Genomic DNA, 14,509 nt, shown 5'->3' with positions numbered 1-14,509 from the left:
CTTCCGCGGCCGTGATTCCCGGTGCTGTGAAAACGCTTATATCGAATTCCTTGATATGAAGGCCGCCCTGCCCGGCGCCTGCTGATCGCCCTGGCCGCAGAGGTGTATCGAAGTTTCTTCAGTGCCATGGCCCGGCACCTGCCGCCCTCCCTACGGTGCTGTGGACCACCTTTCTCGGGCAGGGAGTGAAATGATGTTTGACCAGGAGTCCTGGCTGTCCCTGACGGCAGGACAGACGGGCATCTGGTTCGCGCAGCAATTGGCGCCTGAAAGCCCCGTCTTCAGCCTCGCCGAGCGAATCGACATCGACGGCGCCATAGACGGTGAGCTGTTCGGGACGGCAGTGGCGCAGGTGGTGGCCGAGGCCGACGCCCTGCGCGTACGCCTCGCCGACGACGGCAGCGGCCGGGGCCCCCGCCAGCGCGTACTGCCGCCCGCCGACGGACTGCGGCTCCACACCGTCGACCTGAGCCGCGAGGCGGACCCGGATGCCGCGGCCGAGCGGTGGATCCAGGAGGACCTGGGCCACCCCGTCGACCTGACCGGCGACCGGCTGTCCACGCTCGCCTTGCTGCGCCTGGGCGCAGACCGGTACACCTGGTACTTCCGCTGCCACCACATCGTCCTCGACGGTGTGGGCGCCGGACTGGTCACCCAGCGCGTGGCCGAGGTCTACACCGCCCTCGCCGAGGGCCGTCCCGTGCCCGCGGCGACGTTCGGCCGGCTGGCCGAGCTGGTCGCCGAAGAAGAGGCGTACCGGTCCTCGGAGCGTCACGCGCAGGACCGCGAGCACTGGCTCGAACACCTCGCCACCCTGCCCGAGGTCGCCGGTCTCGCCGCCCAGCCCCAGCGGATGCCGCAGGACATGCTGCGCTCCTCCGCTCGCGTCGACGCGTCCGTGATGGAGGGCCTGCGCGACCTGTGCCGTGAGGTCGCGGTGCCCTGGCCCGCCGTGTTCGTCGCCGCGCAGGCCGCGTACGTCCACGCGCTGACCGGGCAGCAGGACGTCGTCCTCGCGATGCCGGTCGCCGCCCGTGCGGCCGCCGTCCGGCGGATCCCGGGCATGGTCTCCAATGTCGTCCCGCTGCGGATCGAGGTCCGTCCCGGGGACACGCTGGCCGAACTGCTCGGCCACGTCCGGAGCGCGATGCGCGCGTCCCTGCGCCACCAGCGCTACCGGTACGAGGACCTGCGCCGGGAGCTGAGCGCACTAGCCGCGAACCGCCGCCTGGTCGGCCCCCGCGTGAACATCGTGATGTACGACTCCGCCGTGTCGTTCGGCGGACACGCGTGCACCTCCCGCACCCTGGCCGGCGGCCACGACGACGACCTGATGACGGTCGTCGACAGCCGCACCGGGGACGGCTCCGCGCGCATCGACGTCTCGGCCAGTCCGCTGCTGTACTCGGACACCGATGTCGAGGACCACACCCGCCGGCTGGCCCGCCTGGTACGGGCGTTCGCCGGTGCCCGGCCCGACAGCAAGGTCGCGGGCCTGCAGCTGCTGTCCGCAGAGGAGCGCCACCGCGCCCTCGTGGAATGGAACTCCGGCGAACAGGGCGGCGACGACGTGGCCGCGCACGACGGCGGGGACACCCTGGCCGGGCTCTTCGAGGCGCGTGCGGCGGCCACCCCCTCGGCCGTCGCCGTCACCTGCGAGGACGAACACCTCACCTACGCGCAGCTCAACGAGAAGGCCAACCGGCTGGCGCGGCTGCTCGTCGCGCAGGGCGCGGGGCCCGAGGAGTTCGTCGCCGTCGCCCTGCCGCGCTCCCTCGACCTGGTCGTCGCCCTCCTGGCCGTCGTGAAGTCCGGCGCCGCCTACATCCCGGTCGACCCCGGCTACCCGGTGGAGCGCATCGAGTTCATGCTCGCCGACGCCCGGCCGCCGCTGCTGCTCACCTCCGCCGGTTTCGGCACCGAGGTCCGCACCGAGGCCCGGCCGGTGTTCCTGGACGCGCCGGAGACGGCCGCGCTGCTGGCCGGGCAGCCGGGCACCGATCTGACGGACGCCGATCGCCCGGCGCCGCTGCGCGCCGACAACTCCGCCTACGTGATCTACACCTCGGGGTCGACCGGCCGCCCGAAGGGCGTGCTGATCCCGCACGCCAACGTGGTGCGGCTGTTCCGCTCCTGCGAGCACTGGTTCGGCTTCGGTGCGGACGACGTCTGGACCCTCTTCCACTCCGCCGCCTTCGACTTCTCCGTCTGGGAACTGTGGGGCCCGCTGCTCCACGGCGGGCGGCTGGTCGTCGTGCCCTTCGACGTCTCGCGCTCGCCGGGCGAGTTCCTGCAGCTGCTGGCCCGCGAGCGGGTCACCGTCCTCAACCAGACCCCCTCCGCCTTCTACCAGCTGATCCAGGCCGACGCCGACGACCCGCACAGCAGCGCCGAACTCGCCCTGCGGTACGTGGTCTTCGGAGGCGAGGCGCTCGACCTGTGGCGACTCGGCGAGTGGTACGCCCGGCACGCCGACGACGCGCCCGAGCTGGTCAACATGTACGGCATCACCGAGACGACCGTCCACGTGTCGTACCTCGCGCTCGACCGGGCCGCGGCCGCGGCGGGCGCCGGCAGCCTGATCGGCCGGGGCATCCCCGACCTGCGGGTCTACGTACTGGACGAGGCGCTGCGCCCGGTCCCCCCGGGTGTCGCCGGTGAGATGTACGTCTCCGGCGCGGGCCTCGCCCGCGGTTACGCGGAGCGGTTCGCGCTGACGTCGGAGCGGTTCGTCGCCGATCCGTTCGGTGGGGCGGGGTCCCGGATGTACCGCACGGGCGACGTGGCGCGGTGGACGGCGGACGGGGTGCTGGAGTACCTCGGGCGGGCCGACGACCAGGTCAAGATCCGCGGTTTCCGGATCGAGCTCGGCGAGATCGCCGCGGCCTTGGACCGGTCGGAGGGCGTCGGCCAGTGCGCCGTGATCGTCCGCGAGGACACCCCCGGTGACCAGCGTCTGGTCGCCTACGTGGTGGAGGATGCCGCCCAGCCGCGGCCCGAGGCCGAGCGGCTTCGCGGGGAGCTCGCGGAGGTGCTGCCGGGGTACATGGTGCCGTCGGCCTTCGTGTGGGTGGCGGAGCTGCCGTTGACGTCGAACGGGAAGCTGGACCGTCGGGCGTTGCCGGCGCCGGAGGCCGCGCTGCCGCCGGCGGGCCGCGGCGCGCGATCGGCGGTGGAAGCCGTGCTGTGCGGGCTGTTCGCCGAGGTGCTGGGGCTCGACAGCGTCGGTATCGACGACGGCTTCTTCGATCTGGGCGGGCATTCGCTGATCGCGACGCGGTTGGTGAGCCGGATCCGGGCGGAGCTGTCGGTCGAGCTGGCGATGCGGGACCTGTTCGACCGTCCGTCGGTGGCGCAGCTGGCCGAGGTGCTGGGTGAGGTGGGGCCGGTGCGGCCCGCGCTGGTGGCGGTGGAGCGGCCCGGGACGGTCCCGTTGTCGTACGCGCAGCGCCGCCTGTGGTTCCTCAACCAGCTCGAAGGCCCCAGCGGCGCGTACAACATCCCGTTCTCGCTGCGGCTGACCGGTGCGCTCGACCAGGAGGCCCTGCGAGCCGCGTACGCCGATGTCCTCGCCCGGCACGAGAGCCTGCGCACCGTGTTCCCGGAAACCGACGGAGTCCCGCGACAGCAGGTCCTCCACGTCGGGGCGACGCCCGTCGAGCTGCCCGTACTGGAAGTGATGCGGCCCGACCTGGCCGCCGAGGCGACCCGCCCCTTCGACCTGGCCGCCGAACTCCCCGTACGGGCGCGGCTGTACGCGCTCGCCGAGGACGAGTACCTGCTCCAGATCGTGCTGCACCACATCGCCGGTGACGGCGCCTCGATCGGCCGGCTCGTCGCCGACCTCGCGGCTGCTTACGGTGCGCGTGCGGCGGGTGGTGCGCCGCAGTGGGAGCCGCTGCCGGTGCAGTACGCCGATTTCGCGGTGTGGCAGCGGGAGTTGCTGGGCGACGAGAGCGATCCCGAGAGTGTGATCGCCCGGCAGGTGGGGTTCTGGCGGGAGGCGCTGGCGGGTGTGCCGGCGGAGCTGGAGCTTCCGTTGGACCGGCCGCGTCCGGCGGTCGCGGGGACCGAGGGCGCCACGGTGGCGTTCGAGGTTCCGGCGGATCTGCACGAGCGGGTGGTGGAGCTGGCGCGCGAGTCGCGTTCCAGCGTGTTCATGGTGGTGCAGGCGGCGGTCGCGTCGCTGCTGTCGGGTCTGGGTGCGGGTACGGACATTGCGCTGGGGACGGTCGTGGCCGGGCGCGGCGACCGGGCGACGGAGGACCTGGTCGGGTTCTTCGTGAACACGCTGGTGCTGCGCACGGACGTCTCGGGCGATCCGAGTTTCCGGGAGCTGCTGGGCCGGGTCCGGTCGGGGAACCTGAGTGCGTACGCGCATCAGGACGTGCCCTTCGAGCGGCTCGTCGAGGCGCTGAACCCCGAGCGGTCCCTGGCCCGCCACCCCCTCTTCCAGACCATGCTCACCATGCAGAACGTCCCCGAGGCGGAGGTCCCCTTCGCCCCGCTGCGCGCCGAGATCGTGCCCGGCGAGCGGGTGACCGCGACCACCGACCTGTCCTTCGACCTGCTGGAGCGCCACACCGCCGACGGCGCTGCGGCCGGGGTCGGGGGCTACGTGGAGTACCGCACCGACCTGTTCGAGCGCGGCACCGTCGAGCGGATGGCCCGTCGCCTGGTCCGGGTGCTGGAGCAGGTCACCGCCGCCCCCGACGCGCCCCTCCACGAGCTGAGCCTGCTCACCGGGGACGAGCGCGAACAGATCGTGGGCGAGTGGAGCCTGGGCGAGTGGAGCGGCACGGATACCGGATTCGAGCCGGGGACGATCGTCGCCCAGTTCGAGACGCAGGCCCGCCGCACCCCCGACGCGGGTGCGCTGGTGTTCGCCGACGTCCGGTTCACCTTCCGCGAGCTGAACGAGCGCGCCAACCGGCTGGCCCACCAGCTGATCGCTCTCGGCGCGGGCCCCGAGCGGGTGGTCACCGTCGCACTGCCCCGCACCGAGGACGCCCTCGTCACCCTCTGGGCGGTCCTGAAGGCGGGCGCGGTCCACCACCCCGTGGATCCCAACGGGCCTGCGGACCGACTGGAGTTCATGCTGTCCGAGGCTGCCCCGGCGGTCGTGGTGACGCTCCGCGGGCACGCGGACCGGTTCACGGCCCCGGCCGGCACGGAGCTGCTCCTGCTCGACGACCGGGAGACCGCGGACGCGGTCGCGGCCCGCCCGGCGACCGACCCGCAGGACCGGGACCGCCGCGCGCCGCTGCTGCCCTCCCACCCCGCGTACCTCCTCTACACCTCGGGCTCGACGGGCCTGCCCAAGGGCGTCCTGGTCGAGCACCGCAACGTGCACGCCCTCTTCCACCACCACCAGGCCGAGTTCGTCCGCACCTCCGCGCAGGCCGTGGCCGCCCGCGACGGGCAGGACGGGCCGATCCGGGCCGCGCTGACGGCTTCGATGACCTTCGACACGTCGTGGGACGCGATGATGTGGCTGCTCGACGGCCACGAGCTGCACCTGATCGAGGACGACGTCCGCTGGGACGCCGGACGGCTCGCCGCCTACATCGCGGACCGGCGCATCGACATGCTGGACCTGACGCCCTCCTTCGTCGAGCAGCTCGTCCGTGAGGGCCTGCTCGACAACGAGCGACACCGGCCCGCCCTGATGATCGTCGGCGGCGAGGGCATGAGCGCCGGGCTGTGGTCCGCGCTGCGCGCGGCGCCCGACACCCGCAGCCTCAACTGCTACGGACCCACCGAGGCGACGGTCGAGACCGTCTACTGGCCGGTCGCCGACGCGGCCGTGCCCACGCTCGGCCGGGCCGTGTGGAACACCCGTACCTATGTCCTGGACGAGTGGCTGCGCCCCGCCCCCGCGGGTGTCGCGGGAGAGCTCTACCTCGCGGGCGCCCAGATCGCGCGTGGTTACGCGGAGCGGTTCGGGCTGACGGCGGAGCGGTTCGTGGCCGATCCGTTCGGTGCCGCGGGGTCGCGGATGTACCGCACGGGTGATGTGGCGCGGTGGACCGGGGACGGGGTGCTGGACTACCTGGGCCGGGCCGACGACCAGGTGAAGATCCGCGGCTTCCGCATCGAGCTCGGCGAGATCGCGGCCGTGCTGGACCGGTCCGCGGGTGTGGGCCAGTGCGCCGTCGTCGTCCGGGAGGACGTGCCCGGCGATCAGCGCCTGGTGGCCTACGTGGTGCCCGAGGCCGGCACGGACGCGGGGGCCGAGGAGCTGCGCGGCGAACTCGCCGCCGCCCTGCCCGCGTACATGGTTCCGTCGGCCTTCGTGTTCGTGCCGGAGCTGCCGCTGACCTCGAACGGGAAGCTGGACCGCAAGGCGCTCCCGGCGCCCGAGGCAGCCGTGGTCACGGCGGGGCGTGCTCCGCGCACGGCGGTCGAGGCGGCTCTGTGCGGGCTGTTCGCGGAGGTTCTGGGCCTGGCCGAGGTCGGTGTCGAGAGCAACTTCTTCGATCTGGGCGGCCACTCGCTGATCGCCACCCGTCTGGTGAGCCGTATCCGTGCCGAGCTGTCGGTGGAACTCGCGGTCCGCGACCTCTTCGACCGCCCGTCGGTGGCGGAGCTGGCCGAGTCCCTCGGCGAGGTCGGGCCGGTGCGTTCCGCCCTGGTGCCGGCCGAGCGCCCCGAAGCGGTGCCGCTCTCGTACGCCCAGCGCCGGCTGTGGTTCCTCAACCAGCTCGAAGGCCCCAGCCCCAGCTACAACCTGGGCGAATCGCTGCGGCTGACCGGACGGATCGACCGTGCGGCGCTGCGCGCGGCGCTCGGCGACGTGGTCGCCCGGCACGAGAGCCTGCGCACCCTGTTCCCCGAGCGCGACGGCGTGCCGTACCAGCACATCCTGCCCGTGGAGCAGGCCGCTGCGGTGTTCACGGCCGAGCGGAGCACCGAGGGCGAACTGCCCGCCGTGCTCGCCCGCGAGGCCGCCCGGGGCTTCGACCTCGCGACCGAACTCCCCCTTCGCGCCCATCTGGTGGAGCTCGGCGACGACGAGCACGTACTGCTGCTCGTGCTGCACCACATCGCCAGCGACGGCTGGTCGGCGGAGCCCCTGCTGCGCGACCTGTCCGAGGCGTACACGGCGCGTGCGTGCGGCGCGGCCCCGCAGTGGGAGCCGCTGCCCGTCCAGTACGCGGACTACGCGATCTGGCAGCGCGAGCTCCTCGGCGACGGGGAGGACCCGGACAGCATCATCGCCCGGCAGGTCGCCCATTGGACCGGGGCGCTGGCCGGAGTGCCCGCCGAGCTGGAGCTGCCGCTGGACCGGCCGCGCCCGCCCGTCGCCGGGACCGAGGGCGCCACCGTGCCCCTCGACCTGCCGGCCGAGCTGCACCAGCGGCTGGCCGAGCTGGCCCGAGACTCCCGCTCCAGCGTCTTCATGACCCTCCAGGCCGCGCTCGCCGCACTGCTCTCCCAGCTGGGCGCCGGGACCGACATCCCGCTGGGCACGGCCGTGGCGGGCAGGACGGACCGGGCGACCGAGGACCTCGTCGGCTTCTTCGTGAACACGCTGGTCCTGCGCACGGACGTGTCGGGGGACCCGACCTTCCGTGAGCTGCTGGACCGCGTTCGCACCGGGAACCTGAGCGCGTACGCCCACCAGGACGTGCCCTTCGAGCGGCTGGTGGAAGCCCTGAACCCCGAGCGCTCCCTGGCTCGGCACCCCCTGTTCCAGGTCATGCTCACCATGCAGGACATCGCCGACGCGCATCTCGCGCTCGACGGGGTCCAGGTGCGCTCACAGCCCGTGGAACTGACCTCCACCAAGGTCGACCTGTCGTTCGTGCTGTCCGAGCAGTCCGCCGAAGGCGCTCCGGACGGCATCACCGGCTTCATCCAATACCGCACCGACCTGTTCGAGCGCGGCACCGTCGAGCGGATGGCCGAGCGCCTCGCCCTGCTCCTGGAGCAGGTCACCTGGGCTCCCGACGCGCCGCTGCGGCACACCGCGGTGCTCCTCGATGACGAGCGGGCGCTGCTCGCCGACGCGGGGGTCCGCACTGCGGATCACGTTCCGGCGGGCGACTTCCTGCGGTTGTTCGGGGAGTGGGTCGTGCGTGATCCGGATGCCGTGGCGGTGATCGCGGGTACGGGTCAGCTGTCGTACGGCGAGCTCGATGCGCGGGCGAACCGGTTGGCTCACGTGCTGGCGGGTCGTGGTGCGGGGCCGGAGACGTTCGTGGCGCTGTCGTTGCCGCGTTCCGCGGATCTGCTGGTGGCGCTTCTCGCGGTGCTGAAGACGGGTGCGGCGTACCTGCCGTTGGATCCGGAGTATCCGGCGGAACGTGTGGCGTACATGGTGGAGGACAGCCGTCCCGTTCTCGCCGTGACGACGTCCGGTACGGCCTTGAGCGCGGGTGTCGAGGAGATCGTGCTCGACGACCCCGCGGTGGTGGCGTTGGTCGAGGCGGCGCCGGCCGAGGTGCCGGTGGTCGCGGTGGACCCCGCGCATCCCGCGTACGTGATCTACACGTCGGGTTCGACGGGCAAGCCCAAGGGCGTGGTCGTGCCCCGGTCCACCCTGGTCAACTTCCTGTGCTCGGTGCGGGAACGCTTCGCACCGGCGCCGGGCGACCGGCTGCTGGCCGTGACGACGATCGCCTTCGACATCGCGACGCTGGAGCTGTACCTGCCGTTGATCAGCGGTGCCGGGGTCGTGGTGGCTTCGCGCGATGCGGTGCGTGATCCCGCGGAGCTGGCCGCGCTGGCGACGGCGCACGGGGCGACGATGCTCCAGGCGACGCCTTCGTTGTGGCAGGCGCTCACGGCCCAGGAGCCGGAGGCGGTGCGTGGTCTGACGATGCTGGTCGGTGGTGAGGCGCTGCCGGCCGGTCTCGCGGCGACGATGGCCGGTCTGGGTTCGAGTGTGACGAACATGTACGGGCCGACGGAGACCACGGTGTGGTCGTCGATGTCGGAGGTACGTGATGACGGGCGGGCTCCGGCGATCGGCCGTCCGCTGTGGAACACACAGCTGTACGTCCTCGATGAGCGCCTGCGGCTGGTTCCGCCGGGTGTCGCGGGCGACTTGTACATCGCCGGTGATGGTGTGGTGCGGGGTTATCTGAACCGTGCCGCGCTGACGGGTGAGCGGTTCGTGGCCGATCCGTTCGGTGCGCCGGGCGTGCGGATGTACCGCACGGGCGACATCGCGCGGTGGCGGACCGATGGTGAGCTGGAGTTCCTGGGGCGGGCCGACCATCAGGTCAAGCTGCGCGGTCACCGCATCGAGCTCGGCGAGATCGAGACGGTCCTGGCATCCGTCGAAGGTGTCGCGCAGGCCGCCGTAGTGGTGCGCGAGGACACGCCGGGGCTCCAGGTCCTGGTGGGCTATGCGGTCCCGGCCGCCGGTAAGACCGCTCCGGATGCGGCGGGTCTGCGGGAGGCGCTGGCGGCGGAGCTGCCGGAGTACATGGTCCCGGGTGCTTTCGTGACCCTGGAGGCGCTGCCGCTGACTCCGAACGGGAAGCTGGACCGCAAGGCGCTGCCCGCGCCCGCGTTCACGGCTTCCGCTGCGGGACGCGGTCCGCGGACCCCGGCCGAGGAGGTCCTGTGCGGCCTGTTCGCCGAGGTGCTGGACCTGCCCAAGGCCGGCATCGACGACAACTTCTTCGACCTCGGCGGGCACTCGCTGCTCGCCACCCGCCTGATCAGCCGCATCCGTGCGGCGCTCGCCGCCGAACTGTCCGTACGCGATCTGTTCGACCGGCCCACCGTGGCCGGTCTCGCGCAGATCCTCGGCGACCGAGGAGCCGCCACGCGCAGCCCGCTCGCCGTGCGGGAACGGCCCGAGCTGATCCCGCTGTCCTACGCCCAGCGACGGCTGTGGTTCCTGGGCCAGCTCGAAGGACCCAGCCCGCTCTACACCATCCCGTTCTCGCTGCGGCTGACCGGCCCGCTGGACCGGACCGCGCTGGAGACCGCCTTCGGCGACCTGCTGGACCGGCACGAGGTGCTGCGCACCCGGTACGCCGAGATCAACGGCGTACCCCACCAGGAGATCCTGGCGCCCGGCGCGGCCCGTATCGAGCTCGTCGTCGCCCCCTCGACCGAGGAGGCCCTCGCAGAGGATCTCGCCGCCGCGGCGGCCACCGGATTCGACCTCGCGGCCGACCTTCCGCTGCGTGCCGTGCTGTTCGAGCTCGGCCAGGACACCCACGTGCTGCTGGTGGTCACCCACCACATCGCCTCGGACGGCTGGTCCGTCGAACCGCTGGTGCGCGATCTGTTCGACGCCTACGGCGCACGGCTGGACGGCGCCGCGCCCGTCGCGGAGCCGCTGCCGGTGCAGTACGCCGATTACACCCTGTGGCAGCGCGAACTCCTCGGCGACGAGGACGACCCGGCCGCGCTGCTCGCCGAGCAGGAGCGGTTCTGGTCCGGGCAGCTCGCGGGCCTTCCCACCCAGCTCGACTTGCCCACCGACCGGCCGCGTCCGCTCGTCGCCGGCCACGAGGGCGGCTTCGCCGATCTGCGGCTGGAGCCGGAGCTGCACCGCGCCCTGGTGCGCCTGAGCCGGGAGCTCGGCTCGACGCTGTTCATGGTGATGCAGGCCGGACTCGCGGCGACCCTGTCGCGCCTCGGCGCCGGCACCGACATCCCGCTCGGCACGGTCCTGGCGGGCCGTACCGACCAGGCCACCGAGAACCTCGTCGGCCTGTTCGTCAACACCCTGGTCCTGCGCGCGGACGTCTCCGGCGACCCGGACTTCCGGGAACTCGTGGAGCGCGTCCGGGGCGTCAACCTGGCCGCCCACGCCCACCAGGACCTGCCGTTCGAGCGGCTGGTGGACGTGCTCAAGCCGGAGCGCTCGCTCTCCCGGCACCCCCTCTTCCAGGTCATGCTCAGCTTCCAGAACATGTCCGCCGACGCGCCCGTCCGCCCGGAGCTGGACATCCGGCTGGACCACGTGACCTCCGCCGGGGCCAAGTTCGACCTCCAGTTCGCCTTCGGGGAGCAGTTCACCGAGGGCGGCGAGCCCGACGGACTCCTCGGCCAGATCGAGTACGCCGCGGAGCTCTACGACCCCGGCACGGTGCAGCTCATCGGTGAGCGGCTGATCCGGCTGCTCACCGCAGCCGTCGCCGACCCCGGCCGCCCGGTCGGCGAACTGGAGATCCTCACCGGGGACGAGCGGAACTTGGTCCTGGACGGCTGGAACGACACGTTCCACGATGTCGCACCGGACACCCTGCCCGGCCTGATCCAGCACCGTGCGGCCGTCGCCCCCGACGCCACGGCCGTGGTCTTCGAGGGCGAGGCACTGACCTACGCCGAGCTGAACGCGCGGGCCAACCGCCTGGCCGCGTTCCTGGCCGGGCGCGGCGCCGGACCCGAGCGGTTCGTCGCCCTGGCCGTGCCGCGCTCCTTCGAGCTGATCGTCTCGCTGCTCGCGGTCCTCAAGACCGGCGCCGCGTACGTGCCGGTCGACCCGGACTACCCGGCCGACCGGATCGCCTACCTCCTGGGCGACTGCGGTGCGCAGCTGCTGCTGACCACCGAGGAGACCGGACGCCGGCTGCCCGGTGAGGCCGTGGCCGGGCACGAGGTCGTCGTGCTCGACGCCCCGGACACCGTGGCGGAGCTCGCCGGCCGGGACTGCGGCGACCTGCCCGGCACGGAGCGGATCGCGCCCGAGCACACGGCGTACGTGATCTACACCTCCGGCTCCACCGGCCGCCCCAAGGGCGTGATGGTGCCGCACTCCGGCATCGTCAACCGGCTGGCCTGGATGCAGTCCGAGTACCGGCTGACCGAGGGCGACCGGGTCCTGCAGAAGACCCCGTCCGGCTTCGACGTCTCGGTGTGGGAGTTCTTCTGGCCGCTGATCGAGGGCGCCACCCTGGTCGTGGCCCGGCCCGAGGGCCACCGCGACCCGGCCTACCTCGCGGCGCTGATCGACGAACAGCGGGTCACCACGGCCCACTTCGTGCCCTCGATGCTCCAGGTGTTCCTGGCCGAGCAGACCGCCGGGCGCTGCACCTCGCTGCGGCAGGTCATGTGCAGTGGTGAAGCGCTGCCCGTGGAAGCGCAGAACCGGTTCGCCGAGGTGCTGCCCGGAGCCCGGCTGCACAACCTGTACGGGCCCACCGAGGCATCCGTCGACGTGACGTACTGGGAGTGCAGCCCCGAACCGGACGCCGTCACGGTCCCCATCGGACGGCCCGTCTGGAACACGGCGCTGTACGTGCTCGACGCCGCCCTGCGCCCGGTCCCCGCAGGCGTGCCCGGCGAGCTCTACCTCGCCGGCACCCAGCTCGCCCGGGCCTACCTGGGCCGGCCGGGCCTGACCGCCGAACGCTTCGTGGCAAGCCCGTACGGTCAGCCCGGCGCCCGGATGTACCGTACGGGCGACATCGCCCGGTGGACGGCCGACGGGGTGCTGGAGTACCTCGGGCGGGCCGACGACCAGGTCAAGATCCGCGGTTTCCGGATCGAGCTCGGCGAGATCGACGCCGTACTCGGCCGCTGCGGCGGCGTCGCCCAGTCCGCCGTGGTGGTCCGCGAGGACCAGCCGGGCGCCCGCCGGCTCGTCGCCTACGTCGTCTCCGAGGCGGGCATCGAGCCGGACACGGCGGTCCTGCGCAAGCAGCTCGGCGCCGAACTGCCCGAGTACATGGTCCCGTCGGCGTTCGTCGTGCTGGACACGCTGCCGGTCACGGCGAACGGCAAGCTCGACCGCAAGGCGCTGCCCGCGCCCGTCCACGAGGCGGTGCAGGGCTCCCGGGGCCCGCGCGACCGCACCGAGGAGATCCTGTGCGGGCTGTTCGCCGAAGTCCTCGGCCTGGAGCGGGTCGGCATCGACGACAGCTTCTTCGAGCTGGGCGGCGACAGCATCGTCTCCATCCAGGTCGTGTCGGCGGCCCGCCGGGCCGGTCTGCTGATCTCGGCGAAGGACATCTTCGCCTGCAAGACGGTCGCCGCCCTGGCCGCCGTGGCCACCGAGGCCGACGACAGCGCACCGGTGGAGCCCGACGTCGCCACCGGCGAGCTGCTCCCGCTGCCCATCGCGCACTGGCTGCGCGAACGCGGCGGCAGCATCGACGGGTTCAGCCAGTCGATGCTGATCCAGGTGCCCGCGGGCCTGGACGCCGGCCGGCTGGCGGACGCACTCCAAGCGGTGGTCGACCACCACGACGCGCTGCGGCTGCGGCTGACGCAAGACCCGGCGGGCGCGTGGCGGATGGAGATCCCGGCGCCCGGCACCCTGCCGGCCGCCTCCTTCCTGACCCGCCGCGACATCGGCGCCGTCGAAGGTGACGGGCTGCTGCCGGTGCTGCAGGAGGAGGCCGAGGCCGCCTGGCGGCGGCTGGCGCCGCGCGACGGATCGATGCTCCAGGCCGTCTGGTTCGACGCCGGTCCGGACCGCCCCGGGCGCCTGCTGCTCACCCTGCACCACCTCGTGGTCGACGGCGTGTCCTGGCGGATCCTGCTGCCGGACCTCAAGGAGGCGTGGGAGCAGCTCGATGCGGGCGGCGAGGTCCGCCTCGCCCCGGCCGGCACTTCCCTGCGCCGCTGGTCCGAGCTGCTGCACGCCGAGGCCCGCAGTCCGCGGCGGCTCGCCGAGCTGGAGCACTGGAACCGGACCCTGGCCGGGCCCGACGCGCCGCTGGGCGGGCCCCTCGACCCCGTCCGCGATGTCGTGGGCACGGTCCGCAAGCTCACCCTCACCCTCCCGGCCGCGGCCACCGAGCCGCTGCTCACCCGGGTGCCGGCCGCCTTCCACGCAGGCGTGGACGATGTCCTGCTGGTCGCCATGACGGTGGCCGTCACCGACTGGCGGCGCCGGCGAAGTGGCACCGACCTGCCAGTTCTGATCGGACTGGAGGGCCACGGCCGCGAGGAGCTCGCCCCGGGCGCGGACCTGAGCCGCACCGTCGGCTGGCTCACCAGCCTGCACCCGGTGCGGCTGGACCCCGGCACCGTCGACTGGCCCGAGTTCTGGGCCGGCGGTCCGGTCGCGGGCCGTGTCGCCAAGCGGATCAAGGAACAGTTGCAGGTTCCTGACGGAGGCATGGGATTCGGCCTGCTGCGCCACTTGAATGAGGACACCGGGGGCGTGCTGGCGGAGCTGGCCACACCCCGGATCGGCTTCAACTACCTCGGCCGGTTCGCGGTTGCGGAGCCGGGCTCCGAGGTTGCGGACTGGTCTGCGGCACCCGAAGGGGAGCACCTGGCCGACGGTCAGGACGCGGACCTGCGCACGCCGTACGGGCTGGAACTCAACGCCGTGACCTTGGACCGCCCCGGCGGACCCGAGCTGGTGGCCACCTGGTCGTGGCCCGCGGCGGTGATGGGCGAAGCCGATGTCCAGGAGCTGGCACAGAGCTGGTTCCGGGCGCTGGAAGCACTCTCCGTGCACGTGGACACCCCCGAGTCAGGCGGCTGGACGCCGTCCGACCTGGCGCTCGTGGCACTGGACCAGGACGAGATCGACCTGCTGGAAGACGAATGGAGAACGCTGTGACGGCCAAGTCGGGTTTTG

At 72.7% G+C, this 14,509-nt stretch carries 1 protein-coding gene; it reads left to right on the top strand.

The window, feature by feature from the left end; translation table 11 throughout:
- Positions 1–190 precede the first annotated feature (190 nt).
- Positions 191–14,491: an amino acid adenylation domain-containing protein gene (locus tag AC3IYI_RS14085; RefSeq protein ID WP_489410504.1), complete on the top strand. Its 14,301-nt coding sequence runs from the start codon at positions 191–193 to the stop codon at positions 14,489–14,491.
- Positions 14,492–14,509 lie beyond the last annotated feature (18 nt).

This window comes from Streptomyces sp. GL_148 (assembly GCF_057834205.1).
The sequence above is the reverse complement of the archived record's forward strand: the minus strand, read 5'-3'. Positions and strand labels throughout refer to the sequence as shown.